Origin of the sequence: Caldichromatium japonicum (genome assembly GCF_011290485.1) — a bacterium.
GTDB lineage: Bacteria > Pseudomonadota > Gammaproteobacteria > Chromatiales > Chromatiaceae > Thermochromatium > Thermochromatium japonicum.
On the sequence record NZ_CP048029.1, the window covers coordinates 2,330,769 to 2,352,087 of the forward strand.

A 21,319-nucleotide genomic window follows, 5' to 3' on the forward strand; every position below is an offset into this window, starting at 1 on the left:
ATGTGGTCGGCCTTTTGGTGTATCCTCCAGCGCGATCTACGCCTGGGTTTGCGGCGGAGGACCGAGGTCCTCACCGCGCTGGCCTTTTTTATGATCGTGGTCAGCCTCTTTCCCCTGGGTGTCGGGACCGAGCGCCAGGTGTTGCAGATCCTAGGGCCTGGGGTGGTTTGGGTAGCAGCGCTCTTGGCCTCGATGCTTGCGCTCGAGCGTCTGTTCGCCGCCGACTATGAGGACGGAACCCTGGAACAGCTTGTCTTGACGCCTCAGCCCTTATCCCTCCTGGTCCTGGCCAAGGTCGCGGCGCACTGGCTGTTGACCGGACTGCCACTGGTTGTGATCGCACCCGTGGTCGGGATGCAGTACCATCTTGCCGATGGTCAGGTCGGGATCATGATGCTGGCGCTGATGCTCGGCACGCCGGTGTTGAGCCTGATCGGGGCCATCGGCGCTGCCCTGACCCTCGGTGTGCGTGGCGGCGGGATCTTGCTGTCGCTCCTGATCCTGCCGCTGTATATCCCCGTTCTGGTTTATGGGGCCGGCGCGATCGAGGTCAGCCGGATCGCCATCGCCGATGCCCAGCCCTATCTGTTGTTATTAGCGGCCTTTTTGCTGATGGCCTTGACCCTTGCCCCTCTGGCCACAGCTGCGGCGCTGAAAATTGCCTTGGAATAGATGTGCGATGACCTTCAATCCCTTTAAATTTGCTGCACCCGCTACCTTTTATCCGCTCGCCGGGCGGCTGATCCCCTGGTTTTGGGCGCTGACGGTCGTCCCGCTTGCCCTTGGCCTGTATTGGGGTTTTTTTCAGACGCCGGATCAGCTTGGCGGGAGCAATGCGCAAAAGGAGTATTACCGCATCATCTTCGTCCATGTCCCTGCGGCCTGGATGTCGATGTGGCTCTATGTGGTGATGGTCTTCTGGGCCGCGCTCGGTCTGGTCTTCAATACCCGGCTGTCGTTCATGATGGCCAATGCAGTCGCACCTACCGGCGCGATCTTTACCTTCCTGGCGCTCTGGACCGGCGCCTTCTGGGGCCGTCCGAGCTGGGGGACCTATTGGGATTGGGACCCGCGCCTCACCTCCGAACTTGTGTTGTTTTTCATGTATCTCGGTTATCTCGCCCTGAATGCGGCGATCGATGATCAGCGCCGCGCCGACCGCGCTGCAGCCCTCCTGGCGATCGTGGGGCTGGTTATCGTGCCGGTCATCTATTGGTCGATCAATTGTCCAGACCCCAACCAATGCGCAGCGCTCCATCAGCGCTCCGACCTGACCCGCATCGAGGGCAATATCCTGTTCGCGATGCTGACCATGACCCTGGCCTTTTGGATGTATGCCTTCGCGGTCAGCCTCATGCGTCTGCGCACCCTGATCCTCGAACGCGAGGCCGAGGCGATTTGGGTCCAGGAGCTCGTCGGGGGGAGAGCGATTCCATGAGCGAGTTCTTCGCCCAAGGCGGCTATGGCTTTTTCGTGTGGGGTGCCTATGGGATGGTAGCGATTGTGCTACTGAGCGAGGTCCTCCAGCTCCGCGTCAGGCAGCGCGCCTTGTTTGCCCGTTTGTCCAGGCTGAAACGGCTTGCAGCCGCAAACCCAGTGGGAACATCGGCGGCGGATCTCGGTCAGAGACAAGCCGAATGAAGTTGTAAAGGCCCTGCTTACAATGAAGGCACGACATAAACGCATGATCCTGATCGCCCTGGCGCTGGGTTTGATCGTGGCGGCCTCGACCCTGGCCATCACGGCGCTCAAAAGCAATGTCTCCTATTTTTTTTCGCCCTCCCAGGTCATCGCAGGCGAGGCGCCGCGCGATCATGTCTTTCGCCTCGGCGGTCTGGTCCAGCTTGGGACGCTCAAACGGCAAGGCGATGGGCTCTTGGTCGAGTTTGCCGTGACTGACAATCGCGCCACCGTCAAGGTCGCCTATTCGGGCATCCTCCCCGACCTGTTCAAGGAGGGGTCGGGCATGGTGGCCAAGGGGCGGCTGGGCGCAGATGGGGTCTTCCAGGCCGAAGAGGTCCTGGCCAAACATGATGAGGAATACATGCCGCCCGAGGTCGCCAAGACACTGCAGGCCGCACATACCGAGGGGGTTATGCAGACGACAGGCAACCCAACCGCCGAGGCCAGCAGTCGATGATCCCCGAGCTCGGTCACTTCGCCCTATGGCTCGCACTGTTGCTTGCCCTTACCCAGGCGGGCGTGCCCTTGATCGGCAGTCTCACCGGCAACCGCCCCTGGATGCTCCTGGGTCGTCCCCTGGCCTGGGGGCAACTGACACTGATCGGTATTGCCTTCCTGTGTCTGCTCTTAAGCTTTCTGCGCGATGACTTTTCGGTCATCTATGTCGCGACCAATTCAAACACCCTGCTGCCCACACCCTATAAGATCTCGGCGATCTGGGGCGGACATGAAGGCTCGTTGTTGCTCTGGATCCTGATGCTGGCTGGATGGGGGTCGGCGGTCGCGCATTTCAGCCGGCATCTACCCTTGCCCATGGTCGCGCGGGTTATCGCCGTGCAGGGCATGGTCACGGTCGGTTTCCTTGCCTTTATCCTGCTGACCTCCAATCCATTCGCCCGTATCTTTCCGTCACCGCCCGAGGGCCGCGATCTCAATCCCTTGCTGCAAGACCCTGGTCTTGCCATCCATCCACCAATGCTCTACATGGGCTATGTCGGCTTTTCGGTGGCCTTTGCCTTCGCCATCGCCGCCCTGATCAGCGGGCGCCTGGATGCGGCCTGGGCGCGCTGGTCACGGCCCTGGACCACGGTCGCCTGGGTCTTTTTGACCATCGGTATCGCGCTCGGCTCCTGGTGGGCCTATTACGAGCTTGGATGGGGCGGCTGGTGGTTCTGGGACCCGGTAGAAAACGCCTCCTTCATGCCCTGGCTGGTGGGGACCGCGCTCATCCATTCGCTGGCGGTGACCGAAAAGCGCGCGGCCTTTAAGAACTGGACAGTGTTGTTGGCGGTCTCGGCCTTTTCGTTTTCGCTACTCGGCACCTTCCTGGTCCGCTCTGGCGTCCTGACCTCGGTCCATGCCTTTGCCAGTGATCCGGCGCGCGGTGTCTTTATCCTTGTGTTCCTATGCATCGTGATCGGCAGCTCGCTCGCGCTCTATGCCTGGCAGGCACCGAGGATTGCAAGCGGCGGGCGTTTCGATCTGGTCTCACGCGAGACCTTTTTGTTGATCAACAATTTGTTGATGACCATCCTCGCTGCCCTGGTCCTCTTCGGCACGCTCGCGCCGCTCATCTATGAGGCCCTGGGGCTAGGGAGGATCTCGGTCGGCTTTCCCTGGTTTAACCGGATGTTCGTGGCCCTCTCGCCGGTCTTGGTGTTGGCCACCGCCATCGGCCCCCATGTCCACTGGAAACACGATGACCCCTGGCGTCTGATACGCGCCCTCTGGGTTGCCCTGATCTTTGGGGTTGCCGCCTTGCTTTGGACACTGACCCCTGGGCTCTCGGCCGATCGGCTGGCCTTTGGCTTTGGCATCGGGATGGCGGTCTGGCTGGTGAGCGCCCATCTGTTGAATCTTTTAGCTCGTCTCAAACATCGCGGTGGGCTCAAGGGACTAGGCGCAGATCTCGGCCGTAGCCGCAGCTATTACGGGATGTGGCTAGCGCATATTGGGCTTGCGGTATTTATCGTCGGCGCGACTATCGTCTCAATTTGCGGCAGCGAGACTGATGTGCGACTCTCACCTGGTGCCAGCCATGAGGTGGTTGGTTATCGCTTTACCTTTAACGGTGTGACCGAAACCCAAGGGCCCAATTACCGGGCCTTCCGCGGCGATTTCACCATCCATCGAGGTGAGCGGCAGATCGCGCGCCTGTATCCCGAAAAACGCCATTATGTCTCGGGCGGGATGCCGATGACCGAGGCGGCGATCGATGCGGGTTTGACCCGCGATATTTACGTTTCGCTCGGCGAACCCGTCGGCGATCGGGGCGACTGGGCAGTGCGGCTCTATTACAAGCCCTATGTGCGCTGGATCTGGCTCGGTTGTCTGTTGATGGCCGCTGGCGGTTTGCTCGCCGCAAGCGACCGACGTTATCGACTCGCCCATCAGGGCGCTGCCGTACCCAGCGGCATCGCCCTCGCCAAGACATGAGGTCAAGATGGATCAAGAGATTTCACACCCGAGTCAACGCCTCCCTGCCCGCGCCCTCATCCCCTTGTGGGTCTTTTTAGCACTGGCCAGCCTGCTGTTTTATGTCCTCTATATCCGCGGCACGGGGCAGGATGCGCGCTATATCCCCTCGCCGCTCATCGGCAAACCAGCCCCCGAATTTGCCCTGCCCTCGCTCACAGACCCCAGCCAGACCCTGACCCGGGATGTCCTCCTGGGGCAGGTCTCCTTGGTCAATGTCTGGGCCTCTTGGTGTCCCTCGTGCCGCGAGGAGCATACCGAACTCATGCGCCTGGCCCGCACCCAAGGCATCCGGCTGATCGGTTTCAATTGGAAGGATGAGCGTGCTGACGCCCTGGCCTGGCTTGCGCGTTTCGGTAATCCCTATGCCGTCATCCTCTATGACCCAGACAACCGGGCGGGGATCGATTGGGGGGTCTACGGCGCGCCCGAGACCTTCGTTGTCGATGCCCAGGGGATCATCCGGCACAAACGGGTCGGACCCATCGACACTCAGGTCTGGGAGACAGAGATCAAACCCATCATCGAACGCTATCAGGGTCAGACGCCATGAGCAAGTCCAACCTTGAGGAAAGATTGAATCAATTACTGACCGTCATTCCGGCGAAGGCCGGAATCCAGAAACATCATGGTATGCAGAGGGGGCGGGACTGCGAATGAATCGGTGCGTCCTTAAAACTGCATCCATTGTCCTCTGCCTGACCGGGATCTTACTGGCGAGGCCGGCCCTGGCCTATACGCTGGAAGAGTTCAGATTCGATGATCCCAAGCGAGGCGCCGAGTTTCGTGACCTGATCGCTGAACTGCGCTGCGTGGTCTGCCAGAATGAATCGCTAGCCGGCTCGCAGGCCAGCGTTGCCCAGGACCTGCGCCGTGAGATCTATCGCCGGATGCAAGAGGGGCAAACCCGCGAGCAGATCATCGACTTCCTGGTCGCGCGCTATGGCGAGTTCATCCTCTATGATCCGCCGTTGAAGCCATCGACCGTGCTGATCTGGCTAGGCCCATTGGTCTTGGTGGGCGCCGGCGGTTATCTGTTCATCCGCACCCTCAAGCGCAAACAGACCGAGCCCGAACCTGACGACCTCACCGAGGAAGAACGCACCCGTTTGTACCAGCTTCTGCCCCAGGCAGAGCCCGGGCAAAAGGTGTGCAAGGGCTGACCATGGCCTGTCTCAGTGCCACCTGTGTCGCAATCCCCTATCCTGATACCTTCCTTCAGCATCTCTCCCAGCCATCATGATCCTTTTCTGGACCCTTGTCGGCGGCCTGATCGCCCTCGCCCTCGCCTTTATCCTCCTCCCTGTGCTGCGCCTGCAACCCCTCCCCCGAGGCACGGAAGTGGATCAGGATCAGCTCAATCTCGAGGTCTTTCAGCAGCGTTTAGCCGAACTCGACAGCGATCTTGGGTCCGGGCTGCTCGATCAGGACCAATATGATGCAGCGCGCCGCGACCTCGAACGCGAACTGCTCAGCGACCTTAAGGGACATGAACAGCTCACCCGCCCTACCCGCCGGCCTTGGGTCCTAGCGCTAGCGCTCACTGTCCTGATCCCCGCCCTCAGTGTCTTGGCCTATCTACAGACGGGGCAGCCGGATCTGATCGAGGCGCCTCGGGCTGAGGCCTCGGGGACACTGGATGAGCTGGTTGGCCGTCTTGAACAACGCCTGGCCCAAGAACCCAATAACCCCGAGGGCTGGTTGATGCTCGGGCGCACCTATCTGGCCATCGATCGTCCTCACGCAGCGGTCAAGGCCCTTGAACGCGCATACACGCTCGCCCCTCAATCCGTTGAGGTCCTGCTCGCCTACGCCGAGGCCCTAGGTCTGGTTGATCCCAACAAGAGCCTCTTGGGACGACCTGCCGAGCTGATTGCAGCGGCGCTTGAACGGGAGCCAGACAATGCCAATGCCCGCTGGTTTGCGGGGCTCATCGCCTTCCAGCGCGGTCAGTATCAATCGGCGATCAATGTTTGGCAGGGGCTGTTGGACGGGCTCGACCCAGGGAGCGAAGAGGCAGGCAACCTTCGTCAGGTCATGGATGAGGCGCGGCGGCGTGCGGGCATGCCTGTCGCCTCAGACACGCCGGCTGCTCAGGCGGCGAGCACCGATCAGCAGGCAGCGTCTGCCGTACGCTTGGTCATCCAGGTCAGCCTAGATCCCAACCTCGCTGACCAGGTCTTGCCCGAGGATACGGTCTTCGTCCTTGCCCGCGCCGCCTCCGGGCCGCAGATGCCGCTCGCCATCCAGCGCCTCAAGGTCAAAGATCTGCCGGCGACTGTAATACTCGATGACAGCCATGCCATGGACCCAAACATCAAGCTTTCAAGTTTTGAGACCTATCAGATCGTGGCGAGGACATCGCGCAGCGGCGATGCCGCCCCGCAAGCTGGCGACCTCTTCGGCGAACGCAAGGGTGTCCGGCGGACAGATGCGATGCCACTTGTACTTTCTATCGATCAGATCAGGCGCTAGGTGTCGCGGTTTTTTTGAAGTATCGAGATGACCTCAGTATCGTTTTGGCAAAGCTCAATCAAGCTAAAAGCATTGCCGAGATATCCTTGGGCCCGGTTCAAGAAATCCCTATATGTATCGAGGTCCCAGACATGAAAGTGGATACTGTAGTTTATCTTGATCAGCCTTTCTAATTGTTGTTAGGCCTTAATAGGATCGGTTCTTTTATTGATAAGAAACACATGCTTTTGAAATTGAGTGAGCTGTCCTGATGTCGTGGGCATGGAAAGACGAGACATGAGATTGCTGTCGTTTGCGGCGCGCGAAGAGCGGCGGCGTGGCTGGAGGTATGAAGCGATAGGCGCGCAGAGGTGTTCGACATCTGCAAAGGCTATGGGCGCGAAGGGGCCCAAGGGCTCAAGGAAAGGTGGGCGAGAAGCGGGCGCTGTTGGCGGAGCAGGACGCCCAGATACGCAAGCTCATGTGCGACGGGACACCGGATCAGCTGAAGCTGCCGTTTGCGCTGTGGCAGTTGATCCTCGACCGTTTTGGCATCGAGCTCAGGCCGCAGGGGGAGGGCAAGTACATGGCGCGCTGGGGATTGACGCCCCAGAAACCGATTCGGCGCGCCTATGAGCAAAGCCCGCAGGCGGGCAAGACGTCCGAGATTCGCGTCACGCACCGTCGCGAAGGCCTGTCGGTGATCTCGACGCTGACCAACCGCGGCAAGGTGCCTTGGAAGGCGTTCGCGGGGGCGATGAACGCCGACATCCTGATCGACTTCATGAAGCGGCTCGTCAAGGACGCCAGGGGCAAGAAGATCTTCCTCATCCTCGACAACCTGCGCGTGCATCACACCAAGCCGGTCAAGGCGTGGCTGGCTGCATGCGCCAATCAAATCGAGGCCTCCTCCCTCCCCTCCTACAGCCCAGCACTGAACCCCAACGAGATGCTCAAGGCCACCATCACCGCGCAGGCGCCCTCCCGCGCCAAGGGCGATCTGAAGAAGGCGACCGTCAGCCACCTGCGCCGCCTTCTCAATTCCCCCCAACGCATCATGCGCTACTTCCAGCATCCCAAGCTCCATGATGCCGCGTAATACAAGTTCATTGGTTTCGGATCAATAATTTCTCGCCGTCATCTAATAGATCGATTTCGACCAGTTTGTAGTCCTTTAGTTCTGGATAATGGATACGCAATTGCTCAGCTGTCAGGCGATCGACATAGCGCACGCTTGCTGATTTGCCGACCGACAAGGGGGCATGCAGGGCGCCGATCTCGATACCCTCTCCTGTCAGATAACGCTCGCTGAGTCTGCGCCTGAGTGAGAGCATATGGTGGGGAATGAGTGATCTAGACGTCACAGGGTATCTCCTGCAGGTATCCTTCTGTCAAGACCCAGGACGGAGGGGCTGCCCCTAGGCTTTGGCCTTGTCCGCTGTTAGAAGGACCTGCCAGTTATTCCATCCTTAATCCCTATCACCGTTCATAGGTCCCAACCAGCTCGGCACGGGCCAGAATGTGGTCCTCCATCGCCAAGAGCAGCCGATCCTTGGTCGGCGTACCGAGCTCCAGCGGTAGTCGCACATCTAAGGCATAGAGGCGATGGAAATAACGATGTCGCCCGATCGGCGGGCAGGGGCCGCCGTAGCCGGTTCGCCCCCAGCTATTGAGCCCTTCGCCCGTTCCTGGCGGTAACCCTCCGCGCGCAGCATCTTCAGGCAGGCCCTGACAGTCAGGCGGGAGGTTATACAGGATCCAATGATCCCAGACCATGCGCGGGGCCTTAGGATCCGGAGCATCTGGGTCATCGATGATCAACACCAGGCTGCGCGTGCCTTCCGGCAGCCCCTCCCACTGCAACGGCGGCGAACAATCCTGACCATCACAGGTATAGCGCGGAGGAATGTCCTCCCCATGGGTAAAGGCAGTGGATATTAGGATCAGCGCCATAGCATTACCCTCTGAGGATAGCGGCTAGGATACATACGCCTCCTGGTACCTGCTCTAGGCAGCCTGTGTCGGATTGGCCGGCATGTTCCTCAAACCAATCGACCATTCAAACGCCAGACGGCACCAGTCTACATCTGGTGTTACAGTATAATTGCGATCCATTCCTGAGGAGCGCCGGTGGGCGTAGCGCGCCCGAATCCTTACCCACAAGCGTCACGACGGGATCAACGATGTCTGATTACACTGCCGAAGACGTCCGCAACCTTGCCCTGGTCGGCCATGCTGGTGCGGGCAAGACGACCCTCGTGGAGGCCCTGCTCGCCGCCACGGGTGTCATCAATATCCCTGGACATATCGCCAAGGGCACCACGGTCTGCGACTTCGATCCCCTGGAAAAGGAGCTCCAGCACTCACTGGATGCGGCGATCACCAGTTTTACGATTGGCGGTAAGCACGTCAATCTGATCGATACCCCTGGTTATCCGGATTTTCTCGGGCGCAGTCTGTCGGTTCTGCCGGCCGTTGAGACCGCGGCCTTGGTGATCAATGCGCGCTTCGGCATTGAACCCATAACCCTGCGGATGATGAAGGCAGCCGATAACCGGCACCTATGTCGGTTCATCATCGTCAACCAGATCGATGCCGAAGGCGTTGACCTGGCCGAGGTGACCCAGCAGATCCGCGAGACCTTTGGCCCTGAATGCCTGCCGCTCAATCTGCCAGCGGAGGGCGGCAAACGGGTGATCGATTGTTTCTTTCAACCCGCCCAAGTGGCCACAGATTTTTCCTCGGTTGAGGAGGTGCATGCCCAGATCATCGATCAGGTGGTCGAGCTAGACGAGACACTCATGGAGCTCTACCTCGAGCAAGGCCAGGAACTCAAACCCGAGCAGCTGCATAATGCCTTTGAGTCCGCACTGCGCGAGGCGCATCTGATCCCGATCTGCTATGTCTCGGCCCTTACCGGTGCAGGGATCTCTGAGCTTCTAGAGATCATTGCTCGGCTCATGCCCAATCCCGCCGAGGGCAATCCCCCGCCCTTCCTCAAGGGCGAAGGGGCTGAGCTAGAGCCCGTACGGGTGGTTCCAGACCCCAAATTGCATGCCCTTGCCCATGTCTTTAAAGTCATCAACGACCCCTATCGCGGCAAGATCGGGATCTTCCGCATCCATCAAGGCCGCATCACTCCCACCAGTCAGCTCTTTATCGGCAATGCGCGCAAACCCTTCAAGGTCAATCATCTCTATCGGGTGCACGGCAATGACCTGATCGAGGTCGAGGAAGGCGTGCCTGGCGATATCCTGGCGGTTACCCGTGTCGATGACATCCATTTCGATGCGGTGCTTCACGACTCCCATGACGAAGATCACTATCATCTGAGATCCATAGAATGCCCGCTGCCGCTATTTGGTCTGGCAGTCAAGACAACCAAGCGCGGCGATGAACAAAAGCTGGCTGAGGCGCTAGCCAAATTGAGCAGCGAGGACCCGTGCTTCCATGTCGAGCATAACGCCAGCGCCAATGAGACCGTCATTCGCGGTCTGGGTGATGCCCACCTCAAGGTGATCCTGCGCCGCCTGAGCGAACAGTTTCGGGTCGAGGTCGAGACCCACCCTCCCAGTATCCCCTATCGCGAAACGATCATGACCAAGGCCGAGGGCCATCACCGGCACAAGAAACAGACCGGTGGGGCTGGACAATTCGGCGAGGTCTTTCTCCGGGTCGAGCCTCTGCCGCGCGGCGGCGGATTTGAGTTTGTCGATGCAGTGGTCGGCGGCGCGATCCCCGGCAATTTCATGCCGTCGATTGAGAAGGGGATCCGTCAGGTCCTCGAGGAGGGGGCGATCGCCGGTTACCCGATGCAAGACATCCGGGTTACGGTCTATGATGGCAAACACCACCCCGTCGATTCCAAAGACATCGCCTTCATGACCGCTGGGCGCAAGGCGTTCATCGATGCGGTGCTCAAGGCCCAGCCAGTGATCCTAGAGCCGATCGTCAAGATCCGCATCCATGCCCAAGAGGGCGCGATGGGTGATCTCGCGGGGGATCTGTCCAGCCGCAGGGGGCGGATCAGCGGCAGCGAGTCGAAGGGGCACGGTCGGATCCTGATCGAGGGTGAGGTGCCGCTGGCTGAGCTGCGCGACTATGACGCCCGTTTGAAATCCCTGACCGGCGGCGAGGGCACCTATAGCATCGAACTCAGCCGCTATGAGCCGGTTCCAGCTCAAATCCAAAAACAACTCATAGACGCCTATCAGCGCGCCGAGGATTGAGTCTTGCAGCTAGGTGCGGTTTAGCAGCCGCGCCCAGCCCGCCTCGGCGCCATCCCCTACCTCCTTCTCCTCCGCCGTGGATGCCTTTACGGCCGAGTCAATAGCTGATAGTGGTCCCGCCGGTGGGGCGATCGGCCTGGCCCAAGGCCCAAAACAAGAGGACGAACCAGCCGATGATCGTCCAGCCAAACAGCACATTCAGCGTTGCGATGAGCAAGCGCCGCTGGTGCTGTCTGGCGAAGGCCAAAAGCAGCGGCAGGAGATACCCTAGGATCAACAACGCCGAGAGAAACCAACCGCGGACATCGACGGGATAAAGGGCATCGATGGCCAACAGCAAGCTCAGCCAAAGTACGAGCAACAGGCCGAGGCTGCGCCATAGTCCGAGCCGACGCAAACCGCTGTAGATCAATGTTTTAATACGCATCTTCTGAACATTTGCACCTTGATCTCTGGTCATCTCAGGGTCCTGCAATTGGGTGTTTAATCCCAAACTGGGTGCTACATCTCAACTATTGTCGCATCAAGCCGTTATATTCTAAGTACTCTCAGATGTGCCTGCGAAGAATGCGCAGACCATCTCACTATCCAGTCAAACAAGCTGACAAGGCGCTTGCTCATCGCCCTATCTGGAGACACGACCATGAACCGCCCCTTGACCCTTTCGCTCGCCTGCTGTCTCGCCCTAGGTTGCCCTGCCCTCGAGGTCGCAGCCCAAACCACGACCAAGCCCTATGCCTACACGATGAAGATCACCCCTTCGCGGCCCAAGGGCAGTTTGGCCGAGACGATGTCCAAGGACAAGACCAAACCCTCGACCATCGTCTACACGCCCTGCACCGACGAAAGTGAGCTCAAGCAGGACGTGGTCGCTTTCAAGCTGGACTATGATGCAGGCAAGGCAACGACCAACAAGGACAAGACCCAGGACCGCTCAGCCATACGCGACGTCTATCTGTTTTTCTATAACCCCAATGCCCTGGGGGCGCTCGCCGATGACCCGAACTGGGCAGACAATCCCTTTAACCCACCCTGTCGTCAGGACCCGAATGACCCGAACAGTGCTGTGGTCCCCTGTGACCCCAAGGTCTGGGCCGTCGTGCGCTCAACGCCTGCATCAATGATGTCTGGGGGGATCGCATTGGTGCCTTTCGCTGAGATCTCAGATATCGACCCAGCGACCCATCTTTATCTTTCCGCCAACGAGAACGTGGGTTCAGGCAAGATCTCAGAGCAGTTGCTGCGCAGCTATATCCGGTTCGATGATGCGCTCAAAGGGGTCTGGAGCCTGACCGGCATCATCGCCAGCTCGCCGACGACTGCAGCGGGAACCAGCACCACCCCGGTCAATTTTACCGACCCCTCCACCTGGGCCGCCTGGGACACGGCGACCTTCATGGTAGGCACCCCTTGGATTGCGTTCGGTCAGCCGGAAGGCACCAAGACCTGTAAATAGCCTTAAAGGGCACCCCCATCGCTTCCGCGATGGTCATTTCAATCGATTAAAACCCCGGCATTTGCCGGGGTGAGGCAGTGATAGGCGGTTCCCTCACAGATCGGTATCGAGCATATCCATGCCGCGGAAGCGATGATGAGATGCAACAGGATCGACAAGATGCGCGCATTCGCCGCCAGTACGCTGCTGGCTTGTCTGCCGTTGTGGATGACGGCCTCCCACCAGGATCGCGGCGCGGACAAGACGGCAGCGCCGGCATCTCCCCCGCTCCAGCCAACAGCCGATCCCGAGCTCCAGTGCCTCGCCCTCAACATCTATCACGAGGCGCGCTCCGAGCCCGAGCTCGGTCAAATCGCAGTTGCCCAGGTGACCCTCAACCGCGTGCAATCTCCGGCCTTTCCCGGCTCGATCTGCGCCGTGGTCAAGCAGGGTGAGCCAATGCCTGGTCGCTGTCAGTTCTCCTGGTGGTGCGACGGGCGCCCTGATCGACCTACTGAGCCCATCGCCTGGCAGCAAGCGCTGGCAATCAGCAAACGCGTCATCACCGATAAGGTCGTCGATCCAACCCAGGGTGCGCTGTATTATCACACCACCTCAGTCAAACCGGACTGGGCGGGGCGTTTCAAACGCACAACCCGAATCGGGCGCCATCTGTTCTACCGGCCCGCCAGAAGCTAAGGAAACACTGAGTCACCCCCGACCGTCTTCCGACGACAGTCACAAGGCAGAGACATCAGTGAGATTAGGGGCAGCAGGGGCATTGTTGCCAACGAATCGGCGCCTCCCTTCCCTAACCCAGCCTGCCCTGGTGCCGGTTCCAGGCGATATAGACCGCCACCGTCAAGGCGGCAAAGACCAGGGCGCCCAGGGTGGCGAGCTGCAGATGTTCGCGGATGAGCGCTTCATTGCGGCCGATCAGATAACCCAAGGCGATCAGTACGCACGACCACAGTCCTGCCCCTAGCGCTGTATACAAGGCAAAGGAGGCAAGCGGCATCCGCGCCAGCCCAGCCGGAAGGGAGATCAGCTGGCGGATCGCTGGGATCAGGCGCCCCGTAAAGGTCGAGATCGCACCGTGCCTGGCAAAGAAGCGATCGGCCTTGTATAAGGCCTGCGGCCCGATGAACAGATAGCGCCCATAACGTTCAAGCAAGGGGCGCCCCAACAACAAAGCCAGACCATAGTTGACGAAGGCGCCGATCAGTGAACCGGTAAGGGCAGCCAGCAACACCAAACCAGCGTGCATCTCCCCCTGATGGACGAGATAGCCTGCGGGGATCAGGACCACCTCACTCGGGAAAGGGATGAAACTCGATTCGATCGCCATCAGGATCAGGACCCCAGCATAGCCCCAGCCGCCGATCGTCGCCACCAACCAATCGACCATTTCTTGCAGCATCAAAGCAACCCAATGGCATTGAGAAAGACGAGCAGGACCAAGGCCGGCGAGACATAGCGGATCACAAAACGCCAGCTGCGATAACGCAGCCCATCGCCCAATTGGAGCTCGTCGCGCGAGGATGCGCGCGCCATCGCCCAGCCGGCAAAGATGGCGATACAAAGACCGCCCAGCGGCAGCATGATGTTGGAGGTGAGATAATCGACCAACTCAAACCAGGTCTTGCCGAAGAGCTGGCATGACTCACCCGACCAGAGATTAAACGACAGCACCGTCCCGATCCCGAGCAGCCAGGCCAGAACACCGATCGATGCAGTGGCTGTCAGACGCGATAGACCGCGATTCTCGACCAACCAGGCCACTGCCGGTTCGATCAAGGAGATCGCCGAGGTCCAGGCGGCGAACACGAGCAGGATGAAGAACAAGGTCCCGAACAACTGCCCCCCCGGCATGGCACCAAAGGCGATCGGTAGGGTCTGAAAGATCAGCCCTGGTCCTGAGGCCGGCTCCAGGCCATTGGCAAAGACGATCGGAAAGATCGCAAGACCCGCCAGAAGCGCAGCGATCGTATCGGCCACGACGATGACCAGGGCCGCGCCGGCGATCGAGGCAGTGGCCGGCATATAGGAACCATAGACCATGATTGCCCCCATCCCGAGACTGAGGGTGAAAAAGGCGTGACCCAGGGCGATTAGGATCGGCTCACCGGTGATCCGGCACGATTTTTCACCCGATGGGAGCAGCTCGCAGTGCTGAAAGACCTTGCCGAAATCGGGACGGAGCAGAAAATCGGCCCCGCGCACAAAGTCGCCTTCATAGAAGGCATAGAGCACCAGGATCACCAAGAGAATGAACAAGGCCGGCATCATCACCGTGACCGCCTGTTCCAGACCGCTGCGCACCCCGCGCGCCACTACCCCCACCGTCATGAGCATGAACAGCGTATGCCAAAACAGCAGAGCTGCCGGCGATTTGAGCAGGTTGTCGAACAGCGCCGCAATAGCCGCACTATCTGCACCATTAAATGCGCCGCTGGCGGCATTGAGGACATAGGCCAGCGACCAGCCGGCGATCACGCTGTAATAAGATAGGATCAAGAATCCGGCGATGACCCCCATCCAGCCCAGCCAGCCCCAGGCGGGGTGTGCGCCTTCCTGAGCAGCCAAGGTACGCATGGTGTTGATCGGGCTTTGCCGCCCGCGGCGTCCGATCAGGATCTCGGCCATCATGATCGGTACCCCGATCAGGGCGATACAGACCAAATAGACCAGGACGAAGGCCCCGCCGCCGTTTTCACCCGTGATATAAGGAAACTTCCAGACATTGCCCAGCCCCACCGCCGAACCCACGGCGGCCATGATGAAGGCCAAGCGCGATGACCATTGGTCATGGATGAGACTGCGTGCTTGCGACATGAGGCGGGTCCTCGTCGAAGATTGGGAATCGGATCGTCCTCATTTTCGGCAAAGCCCTGCCGTCTCACAAGGCATGCTGTCATCCTCGGCGGCTATGTCATAATGATTTGCTTAAGACAATGATCCATACCGCAGAGACCCGCCATGTCCAGGACCTTACTCCCCTGCCCCAGACCGCAATGGCAGTCGGGGCATAGCTGCTGGATACCGCTTCTGGCGATCGTATTGGTCCTCAGCCCCCTGCTATTCACCAGCAGCGCCTGCGTGAGCCGCCCCGACCGCCCCTTCGCTTACCCAAGCGCCGCCGTACCCAAACCCTATGTCAATGCCTCGGCACCTGCCCTGGACGCCGCGGATCTCTGGAGTCCCTTTGGCACGCCCCGCCGCGCTTGGTCCCTGCGCGAGCATTCGTCCGAATGGGCCCATCTCAACCGCGCAGCGTTGAACGTACAATCGGCAAGCGCCATGATCGTCGATGAACGCGGCAATGTGCTCTATGCCAAAAACCCGCGCGTCGTGCGGCCCATTGCCTCGGTCACCAAACTAATGACGGCCATGGTCGTACTGGATACAGGCATTTCTCTCGAGACGCCGATCCGCATCACAGCCGATGACCTGGATCGACTCAAAAACAGCCGCTCGCGCCTGCGGATCAATGACACGGTCCTAACAAGGCGGGAAATGATCATGGCTGCCCTCATTTCTTCGGACAATCGCGCTGCCCACGCCTTGGGGCGAACGACCTTCCGCGGTGGGACGGTCGAGTTCGTTCAGGCGATGAACCGCAAGGCGCGCGCCCTCGGGATGGTCAATACCCAGTTCGTCGATGCCTCTGGGCTCGATCCCCGCAACCGCTCGACTGCCGAGGACCTGGTCAAGCTGGTGCGCGCCGCGGCCAACTATCCCTTGATCCGCGAGGCCACCTCGCGCGCCGAGATGATCCTGCATCCATTTGGCGACGGCACCGCCTTGCAGTATCGCAACACCAACCCACTGGTGCGCAGCCCCGAATGGAGGGTCGAGGTCAGCAAGACGGGATTTCTCAATGAGGCTGGGCGCTGTCTGGTCATGCAGGCGCGCATCGCTGATCGCCGGTTTTATATGGTCTTTTTAGGGGGAAGCGGCCATTTGACACCCATGGGTGATTCCAATCGGGTGCGCGAATGGATTCTGGCCAGCAACCGCCTCACAGCCGCACGTTAATGACCCTTACGGAGAAGACAGCGTGAAACCCGTGCGCCGTCGCCCTTTGGCCAATAGTCGAGTTGCGCCCATGCGTTTACAAAAACTGCTGGCCGAGGCGGGCCTTGGCTCGCGCCGGACGATCGAGTCCTGGATCAGCGCTGGCCGCATCCGCATCAATGGCCGGCTCGCCCAGCTTGGCGACCGTGCCAGACCTACTGATCGGATTCAGATCGACGGGCACCCAGTGCTGTTTGGCCTCCAGCGCCCAGCCCCCCACCAGATCATCGCTTATCACAAACCTTCCGGAGAGCTGGTCACCCGCCGTGACCCCGAGGAACGCCCAACCGTCTTCCAGCATCTCCCTCGCCCTAAACAAGGGCGCTGGATCGCAGTCGGACGGCTCGATCTCAATACCTCGGGTCTATTACTGATCACCACAGACGGCGAGCTCGCCAACCGCCTGATGCACCCCTCATCCGGGATCGAGCGCGAATATGCGGTACGTATCCTTGGAACGGTCACGCCCCAGACCCTCGAACGCCTCACCCAAGGGATTGAGCTTGAGGATGGCATGGCGCGCTTCGAGCAGATCATCGATCAAGGCGGCTCAGGAGCCAATCACTGGTATCACGTGGTCATCCGCGAAGGACGCAACCGCGAGGTGCGGCGGCTGTGGGAGGCGGCGGGCTGCACCGTCAGCCGCCTGATCCGCGTCCGCTATGGCAACATTGCCCTCGGGCGACGGCTGTTTCCTGGCCATTGGCGCCCGCTGACCGATGAGGAATGCAGAGAACTCATGGCGTTGGCAGGGATACAAGCCCCGCCCATCGACACCATCACCAGCCGCCCTGAACGTATCGGCAAAGGGCGTGCGCTCGCCCCACAAACCCCCAACGCACACTTGCGTCCAGGGCCTGGCCTCAAGCGTCCCCGTTCCTGATAGGCCGAGCGAGATCGCCCCACTCAATCACCCCCTGAGCTTTATGCCGGCCGGTGAGGATTGGAATCTATCAACAGCAGCGGATGCAAAGGAGCGGGGTGCAGGGCGGCGTATGGATCAGTACCGCCCTACAGCAGGTCAACGGCCGACATCTTGACATCCTTCCCGACCTAAAAGGTGGGGCTTGGCGCGCATTGGGTCAGACTGGAGCAATCGGGACCCGCTCGGCAAATTCCGCCCCGCTCAGGATCGCACCAGCCATCTCGCGGCTTGGGATCGCTCCAACCTTCAGCCCCTCGAAGGCGCCGTCAACTTCGCTGGGCCGCGCAGACGCACGATCAGGCACAGCCCAAACAACAAGATATTGATCGCACCGACCAAGACAAACGGGGCATAAGGGGCGATATGGTCGAACAGCCGCCCGCCGATGGCGGTGATCGAAAGGATACCGATGGCGCCTGCGACATTGAATGCCCCCATCACCGAGCCGCGCGACTCCCGCGGAGCCTCCTGACCGATCAGCGACTGAGCGGCCAGATATACGCTGATCTGCCCGATCCCCAGCAGGATCAAAAAAACCAAGGCCGGGCCGGGACGCGGATCGCTCATCCAGATCACCGCCAGGTTACCAAGAGCCGCGAGAGCCATCGCGAGCGCCAACCCCGTCAACCGATCCAACCGATCCATGATCGGACCCATGATCGGCGCCCAGATCAGGGCCACCACCTGTACCAGGACAAAGATGATGGTGCCATTTTTGATCGCCGCCGAGGCATCCATACCAGCCGCCAGAGCCGCGGTATTCCCCCAGAGGATCAGAAAGGCGGCATTGACCGACTGATCGCCGCGCGCGATAAAGGCTGCCAGATAGGCGAGCAGGATGCGCGGATTCCGCGCCTGGGCAAAACCGCTGACAAAGAGATCACGCACCTTCAGCCGTTCCTCATGCCCAACGGGCGTCCCTTTCTGCAAACCCAGATACACCAACAACGCCACCATGACCGCAATCCCAGCAACCAGCTCATGGGTCAGATAACCGGCAGCGATGGCATCGAGACCCTGAGCGGTGAGCTGTTTGGGCAGGGTGCCGAAAACCTGATTGATGACCACGATCCCCAAGCCGCTCAATACACCCACGATGGCCACCAGCTTGCCGCGCGAAGGTTCCAGGGGATAATCGGCCATCACGGTGGACAGCGCCGTTGCTACTGTCACTACCCCCAAGGCATAGATGAAGCGATAGAGATACAGGTCGCCAACCGCCTGGGCAGTGGGATAGAGCACATAGGTCAGGGCCAACAGCAAGAATCCGAGCGCAAAGATCAAGCGCCGGCCCAGACGATCGACCAGGATGCCAGTCGGGATGAAGAGGGCCAGGGTGATGATCTCGGTCCAGAACACCAGATCGCCGCTGATGGTCCCTTGCTGGTCGGTCGGGATGCCGAGATGGGCGTTGAGGATATAGGTTTGACCGACAGTGATGAAGGTCATGAGCCCCAGCGAAAAAAAGGCGCTCAAGAGCAGCGTGACCGCCTGCCAGCGCGTCACACCTGGCATCAGATAGATCGGGCCAAGCCGTACAGAGTGCTCAAAAACAGACATCGCGTGTGTGTCTCAAAGACAGAGATAGACCAGATGATCCATTATTCCATCCACCCGCTGCCTTGTCTTCCCGGCCCGACCAGGGCCGCCCCTGCGCCATCGCCTCCAGGCCTCGAGTCCCCGAGCCCATCTCACTCACGTTGCTCGCGACGACCTATACCCCCATCTGGGCCAAGACGCTGATCTGCCTGAGCTTGGTGAGACCGCCCTGCCTGCCGCCCTGCGGCGCAGCGGACAGTGGTTGGATACCCTCTCCCTGTCGGCGCAACAGTGGATATGCCCAATGTGCGCGGCCCATCATGACCGCAAGCTGAATGGGGCAAGAATATCTCGACCGCCGGACTGGCCGTCCTGAATGGCCCTACGGTGAATTCTGCCGGAAGTGACGCCTGTGGGGAGGGAGGCGCTGGCTGGCTGAATCATCCGACGGTGAAACCGCCTGGCTGAGGCAGGACATCAGCTTTGTTCCTGCTTGCGCAGGGATGGGGCAGTCTGATGGAACGGTTCAGTCGCTGCCCTGACAGGCGGGGCAGACCCCGTAGATCACCAGTGACTGGTCCTTGATCTCGAACCCATGATGGGCAGCGATGCCAGCGAGATACTGCTTGAGTGCCGGGTCGGTGAACTCGACGATGGCACTGCATTTGATGCAAATCAGATGGTCATGATGCTCACCGTCGCTCAGCTCAAAGACCGCCTGCCCGCTTTCAAAGTGACGACGGCGCACCAGCCCCGCTCCCTCGAACTGGGTCAGGACCCGATAGACGGTGGCCAGGCCGATCTCCTCGCCCTGATTGAGGAGTTCCCGATAGACATTCTCGGCGCTGAGATGGCGTTTGTCGCTGCGCTCGAGGACGTTGAGGATCTTGACCCGCGGTGCCGTGACCTTGAGCCCTGCCTGTTTGATCTGTCGATTTTCCAATGGACGATGCCCCTGCGATCATGGCCCGGCCGCCGCGTGCTCCGACAGCAGGGCTGCTGTATGATGAATCGGTTTAGCGCAAAGTCATAAGCAGGACAAGATGCGAAAGATTGTGACTGTTTGGGGATCGATCGGGCTAGCGACTGCGCTCGCGCTGACTGGATGCGCACGCACCGCCAAACCCGAGGCTGCGCGCGGCTCGGTCCTAGAGGGGCTGCCATTTGTCTATAAGATGACGGTTCAACAGGGCACCCTGTTGACCGAAGAGATGATCGATGCACTTGAACTCGGCATGACCAAGCGCCAGGTCAGTTTTTTATTAGGCACCCCGCCGCTGGTGGACTTCTTTCATACCGACCGCTGGGACTATATCTATAGCATCCAACGCGGTCATCGACCAAGGGAGCAACACACCCTAACGCTGTATTTCAAGGACGACCAGCTCGTGCGTATCGAGGGCGATCGCCAACCTAACCCAGCGCGGCACAACACCCGCGCCCCTGAACAGATCTTGGTGGATGTCCCCGACCAGGAACCGCGTCAAGGGATCTTGCGTAAGGCACTCAAGGGCATTGGGCTTGAGCCTGCCGAATAATGCTCAAGACACTTGGCGTTTGCGCACCGCCTTGGGATCAGCAATCAAGGGGCGGTAGATCTCGATGCGATCACCCTCCTCAAGGACCTGGTCCATGGGCACGATCTTGCCGAAGATACCGACCTGATTGATCTTGAGATCGATCTCCGGGAACTGCGCTAAGATACCCGATTGTTCGATGGCTGCCTGGACGGTCGTCCCCCCTCTGACCTCAAGCGGGCGCAGGGCTTGACCCTGGGGCCCGACATAGGCCAGTGATACCTTGAGATATTCAGTCGCGGCCATAGAGGGCCTCGGCACGCTGGCAAAAGGCATCGACCAGGGTATTGGCGATCTGGTTGAACACCCCGCCGAATGCCCGGTCGATCAAGCCACCGGAAAACTCGAACTCGAGCTCGAGCTCAACCTTGGAGGCATCCTCACGCAACGGGGTAAAGCGCCAGGCGCCGGTCAGCTTGCGGAATGGGCCATCCAGCAGATCGATATACATCAAGCGGTTGCGCTCAAAGCGGTTACAGGTGCTGAAGGTCTGGCGGACTCCCAGACGATGGACGCTGATCTGGCCGCAGATCTGGTCCTCGGTCTCGGAGAGGACGCTGGCGCTATCGCACCAGGGCAAAAACTGAGGATAAGAGACCACGTCATAGACGAGCTCGAACATGCGGGCCGCCGAATAGGGAACGAGTGCGCTTTTTCTGACGATGGGCACGGGCGTTAGACAGGATCAGTCATGATCAGGATCGATTTTGCGGATGGTCCTTTTCGTCCCGGATATCCCTCTCTTTAGCAGACATACCGCCATATCCCTAACTGGCATTGCATCCATTTCTTCGCCGTTAGACAGTTGAGATGATTCGCTGGAACGATAGAGTGACTGTGATTGACGGATCGCCAGCAGCAGATTCTGCTCAAGGGCGAGGATGGCTGCATCAAGCCCGGCCTCACCGCTCTCTTTAGCCATCCC

At 60.0% G+C, this 21,319-nt stretch carries 25 protein-coding genes; 15 read left to right on the plus strand and 10 right to left on the minus strand.

Translation table 11 applies throughout. The features are described 5' to 3' along the window. The 9 genes from ccmB to GWK36_RS11320 all read left to right on the plus strand — a co-directional run bounded on the left by ccmB (nt 1) and on the right by GWK36_RS11320 (nt 7,711). Nucleotides 1-672: a heme exporter protein CcmB gene (ccmB, locus tag GWK36_RS11280; protein WP_166271219.1), complete on the plus strand. Its 672-nt coding sequence runs from the start codon at nt 1-3 to the stop codon at nt 670-672. Nucleotides 673-679: 7 nt separating this feature from the next. After that, a complete protein-coding gene (gene ccsA / locus GWK36_RS11285) occupies nt 680-1,438 on the plus strand; it encodes a cytochrome c biogenesis protein CcsA (RefSeq protein WP_166271220.1) in 759 nt (252 codons plus the stop codon). After that, a complete protein-coding gene (gene ccmD, locus GWK36_RS11290; protein WP_166271221.1) occupies nt 1,435-1,641 on the plus strand; it encodes a heme exporter protein CcmD in 207 nt (68 codons plus the stop codon). The genes ccsA and ccmD overlap by 4 nt, the downstream gene beginning before the upstream one ends. Nucleotides 1,642-1,663: 22 nt before the next feature. Continuing rightward, on the plus strand, nt 1,664-2,140 hold the full coding sequence (gene ccmE / locus GWK36_RS11295) for a cytochrome c maturation protein CcmE (protein WP_166271222.1): 477 nt from the start codon (nt 1,664-1,666) through the stop codon (nt 2,138-2,140). Then, nucleotides 2,137-4,119, plus strand: a complete 1,983-nt coding sequence (locus tag GWK36_RS11300) for a heme lyase CcmF/NrfE family subunit (RefSeq protein ID WP_166271223.1) — start codon at nt 2,137-2,139, stop codon at nt 4,117-4,119. Before ccmE ends, GWK36_RS11300 begins: the two co-directional genes overlap by 4 nt. 7 nt (nt 4,120-4,126) lie before the next feature. Next, nucleotides 4,127-4,711, plus strand: coding sequence for a DsbE family thiol:disulfide interchange protein (locus GWK36_RS11305; protein ID WP_166271224.1), 585 nt, complete (start codon nt 4,127-4,129; stop codon nt 4,709-4,711). Nucleotides 4,712-4,814: 103 nt separating this feature from the next. Then, complete coding sequence (locus GWK36_RS11310; RefSeq protein WP_166271225.1) at nt 4,815-5,321, plus strand: cytochrome c-type biogenesis protein; 507 nt, start codon at nt 4,815-4,817, stop codon at nt 5,319-5,321. Nucleotides 5,322-5,397: 76 nt separating this feature from the next. Next, on the plus strand, nt 5,398-6,633 hold the full coding sequence (ccmI, locus tag GWK36_RS11315) for a c-type cytochrome biogenesis protein CcmI (RefSeq protein WP_166271226.1): 1,236 nt from the start codon (nt 5,398-5,400) through the stop codon (nt 6,631-6,633). A gap of 406 nt (nt 6,634-7,039) precedes the next feature. After that, on the plus strand, nt 7,040-7,711 hold the full coding sequence (locus GWK36_RS11320; protein ID WP_166271227.1) for a transposase: 672 nt from the start codon (nt 7,040-7,042) through the stop codon (nt 7,709-7,711). A 7-nt stretch (nt 7,712-7,718) separates the two neighbouring features. Here the strand turns inward: GWK36_RS11320 and GWK36_RS11325 are convergent, their stop codons facing one another. Then, nucleotides 7,719-7,976 (minus strand): hypothetical protein, encoded by a 258-nt coding sequence (locus tag GWK36_RS11325; RefSeq protein ID WP_166271228.1) that lies wholly within the window; start codon nt 7,974-7,976, stop codon nt 7,719-7,721. 115 nt (nt 7,977-8,091) lie between these two features. Further along, the gene (locus GWK36_RS11330; protein WP_166271229.1) at nt 8,092-8,565 is read right to left on the minus strand and encodes a YbhB/YbcL family Raf kinase inhibitor-like protein; all 474 of its coding nucleotides are present in this window, start codon (nt 8,563-8,565) and stop codon (nt 8,092-8,094) included. Between the two features lie 230 nt (nt 8,566-8,795). On the opposite strand from GWK36_RS11330, the gene fusA reads away from it, so the two are divergent. Continuing rightward, nucleotides 8,796-10,841 (plus strand): elongation factor G, encoded by a 2,046-nt coding sequence (fusA, locus tag GWK36_RS11335; RefSeq protein WP_166271230.1) that lies wholly within the window; start codon nt 8,796-8,798, stop codon nt 10,839-10,841. A 97-nt stretch (nt 10,842-10,938) separates the two neighbouring features. Here fusA and GWK36_RS11340 read toward each other — a convergent pair whose 3' ends face one another. Beyond that, nucleotides 10,939-11,268 (minus strand): superinfection immunity protein, encoded by a 330-nt coding sequence (locus GWK36_RS11340; protein WP_166271231.1) that lies wholly within the window; start codon nt 11,266-11,268, stop codon nt 10,939-10,941. A gap of 216 nt (nt 11,269-11,484) precedes the next feature. Between GWK36_RS11340 and GWK36_RS11345 the strand changes: the two genes are divergently transcribed. Next, on the plus strand, nt 11,485-12,297 hold the full coding sequence (locus tag GWK36_RS11345; protein ID WP_166271232.1) for a hypothetical protein: 813 nt from the start codon (nt 11,485-11,487) through the stop codon (nt 12,295-12,297). A 159-nt stretch (nt 12,298-12,456) separates the two neighbouring features. After that, nucleotides 12,457-12,975 (plus strand): cell wall hydrolase, encoded by a 519-nt coding sequence (locus GWK36_RS11350; RefSeq protein WP_166271233.1) that lies wholly within the window; start codon nt 12,457-12,459, stop codon nt 12,973-12,975. Between the two features lie 112 nt (nt 12,976-13,087). On the opposite strand, the gene GWK36_RS11355 is transcribed toward GWK36_RS11350, so the two are convergent. Both GWK36_RS11355 and GWK36_RS11360 read right to left on the minus strand, forming a co-directional pair. Further along, nucleotides 13,088-13,696 carry a DedA family protein gene (locus GWK36_RS11355; RefSeq protein WP_166271234.1) on the minus strand — a complete coding sequence of 203 codons (609 nt, stop codon included), beginning with the start codon at nt 13,694-13,696 and terminating at the stop codon, nt 13,088-13,090. Continuing rightward, nucleotides 13,696-15,111, minus strand: coding sequence for a sodium-dependent transporter (locus tag GWK36_RS11360; protein ID WP_166271235.1), 1,416 nt, complete (start codon nt 15,109-15,111; stop codon nt 13,696-13,698). Before GWK36_RS11360 ends, GWK36_RS11355 begins: the two co-directional genes overlap by 1 nt. 264 nt (nt 15,112-15,375) lie before the next feature. On the opposite strand from GWK36_RS11360, the gene GWK36_RS11365 reads away from it, so the two are divergent. Continuing rightward, nucleotides 15,376-16,314 carry a D-alanyl-D-alanine carboxypeptidase family protein gene (locus GWK36_RS11365; protein WP_246237547.1) on the plus strand — a complete coding sequence of 313 codons (939 nt, stop codon included), beginning with the start codon at nt 15,376-15,378 and terminating at the stop codon, nt 16,312-16,314. Nucleotides 16,315-16,384: 70 nt separating this feature from the next. Continuing rightward, entirely contained in the window at nt 16,385-17,236 is an 852-nt protein-coding gene (gene rluB / locus GWK36_RS11370; RefSeq protein ID WP_166271237.1) for a 23S rRNA pseudouridine(2605) synthase RluB, read from the plus strand. A 288-nt stretch (nt 17,237-17,524) separates the two neighbouring features. Here the strand turns inward: rluB and GWK36_RS11375 are convergent, their stop codons facing one another. Both GWK36_RS11375 and fur read right to left on the minus strand, forming a co-directional pair. After that, nucleotides 17,525-18,838: an MFS transporter gene (locus GWK36_RS11375; RefSeq protein ID WP_166271238.1), complete on the minus strand. Its 1,314-nt coding sequence runs from the start codon at nt 18,836-18,838 to the stop codon at nt 17,525-17,527. Nucleotides 18,839-19,343: 505 nt separating this feature from the next. Next, a complete protein-coding gene (gene fur / locus GWK36_RS11380; RefSeq protein ID WP_166271239.1) occupies nt 19,344-19,760 on the minus strand; it encodes a ferric iron uptake transcriptional regulator in 417 nt (138 codons plus the stop codon). A gap of 100 nt (nt 19,761-19,860) precedes the next feature. Here fur and GWK36_RS11385 point away from each other — a divergent pair, with 100 nt between their 5' ends. Continuing rightward, complete coding sequence (locus GWK36_RS11385) at nt 19,861-20,355, plus strand: outer membrane protein assembly factor BamE (protein ID WP_166271240.1); 495 nt, start codon at nt 19,861-19,863, stop codon at nt 20,353-20,355. A gap of 3 nt (nt 20,356-20,358) precedes the next feature. Here the strand turns inward: GWK36_RS11385 and GWK36_RS11390 are convergent, their stop codons facing one another. The 3 genes from GWK36_RS11390 to GWK36_RS11400 are packed head-to-tail and all read right to left on the minus strand — an operon-like array spanning nt 20,359 to nt 21,316. After that, nucleotides 20,359-20,640 carry an RnfH family protein gene (locus GWK36_RS11390; RefSeq protein WP_166271241.1) on the minus strand — a complete coding sequence of 94 codons (282 nt, stop codon included), beginning with the start codon at nt 20,638-20,640 and terminating at the stop codon, nt 20,359-20,361. Beyond that, nucleotides 20,627-21,064: a type II toxin-antitoxin system RatA family toxin gene (locus GWK36_RS11395; protein WP_166271242.1), complete on the minus strand. Its 438-nt coding sequence runs from the start codon at nt 21,062-21,064 to the stop codon at nt 20,627-20,629. Before GWK36_RS11395 ends, GWK36_RS11390 begins: the two co-directional genes overlap by 14 nt. Nucleotides 21,065-21,079: 15 nt before the next feature. Then, on the minus strand, nt 21,080-21,316 hold the full coding sequence (locus tag GWK36_RS11400) for a hypothetical protein (RefSeq protein ID WP_166271243.1): 237 nt from the start codon (nt 21,314-21,316) through the stop codon (nt 21,080-21,082). Nucleotides 21,317-21,319 lie beyond the last annotated feature (3 nt).

Bases quoted from the DNA above. Each gene is read 5' to 3' on its own strand.
- ccmB (WP_166271219.1), top strand. From the start codon at position 1: ATGTGGTCGGCCTTTTGGTGTATCCTCCAGCGCGATCTACGCCTGGGT.
- ccsA (WP_166271220.1), top strand. From the start codon at position 680: ATGACCTTCAATCCCTTTAAATTTGCTGCACCCGCTACCTTTTATCCG.
- ccmD (WP_166271221.1), top strand. From the start codon at position 1,435: ATGAGCGAGTTCTTCGCCCAAGGCGGCTATGGCTTTTTCGTGTGGGGT.
- ccmE (WP_166271222.1), top strand. From the start codon at position 1,664: ATGAAGGCACGACATAAACGCATGATCCTGATCGCCCTGGCGCTGGGT.
- GWK36_RS11300 (WP_166271223.1), top strand. From the start codon at position 2,137: ATGATCCCCGAGCTCGGTCACTTCGCCCTATGGCTCGCACTGTTGCTT.
- GWK36_RS11305 (WP_166271224.1), top strand. From the start codon at position 4,127: ATGGATCAAGAGATTTCACACCCGAGTCAACGCCTCCCTGCCCGCGCC.
- GWK36_RS11310 (WP_166271225.1), top strand. From the start codon at position 4,815: ATGAATCGGTGCGTCCTTAAAACTGCATCCATTGTCCTCTGCCTGACC.
- ccmI (WP_166271226.1), top strand. From the start codon at position 5,398: ATGATCCTTTTCTGGACCCTTGTCGGCGGCCTGATCGCCCTCGCCCTC.
- GWK36_RS11330 (WP_166271229.1), bottom strand. From the start codon at position 8,565: ATGGCGCTGATCCTAATATCCACTGCCTTTACCCATGGGGAGGACATT.
- fusA (WP_166271230.1), top strand. From the start codon at position 8,796: ATGTCTGATTACACTGCCGAAGACGTCCGCAACCTTGCCCTGGTCGGC.
- GWK36_RS11340 (WP_166271231.1), bottom strand. From the start codon at position 11,268: ATGCGTATTAAAACATTGATCTACAGCGGTTTGCGTCGGCTCGGACTA.
- GWK36_RS11345 (WP_166271232.1), top strand. From the start codon at position 11,485: ATGAACCGCCCCTTGACCCTTTCGCTCGCCTGCTGTCTCGCCCTAGGT.
- GWK36_RS11350 (WP_166271233.1), top strand. From the start codon at position 12,457: ATGCGCGCATTCGCCGCCAGTACGCTGCTGGCTTGTCTGCCGTTGTGG.
- GWK36_RS11355 (WP_166271234.1), bottom strand. From the start codon at position 13,696: ATGCTGCAAGAAATGGTCGATTGGTTGGTGGCGACGATCGGCGGCTGG.
- GWK36_RS11360 (WP_166271235.1), bottom strand. From the start codon at position 15,111: ATGTCGCAAGCACGCAGTCTCATCCATGACCAATGGTCATCGCGCTTG.
- rluB (WP_166271237.1), top strand. From the start codon at position 16,385: ATGCGTTTACAAAAACTGCTGGCCGAGGCGGGCCTTGGCTCGCGCCGG.
- GWK36_RS11375 (WP_166271238.1), bottom strand. From the start codon at position 18,838: ATGTCTGTTTTTGAGCACTCTGTACGGCTTGGCCCGATCTATCTGATG.
- GWK36_RS11385 (WP_166271240.1), top strand. From the start codon at position 19,861: ATGCGAAAGATTGTGACTGTTTGGGGATCGATCGGGCTAGCGACTGCG.
- GWK36_RS11390 (WP_166271241.1), bottom strand. From the start codon at position 20,640: ATGGCCGCGACTGAATATCTCAAGGTATCACTGGCCTATGTCGGGCCC.
- GWK36_RS11400 (WP_166271243.1), bottom strand. From the start codon at position 21,316: ATGGCTAAAGAGAGCGGTGAGGCCGGGCTTGATGCAGCCATCCTCGCC.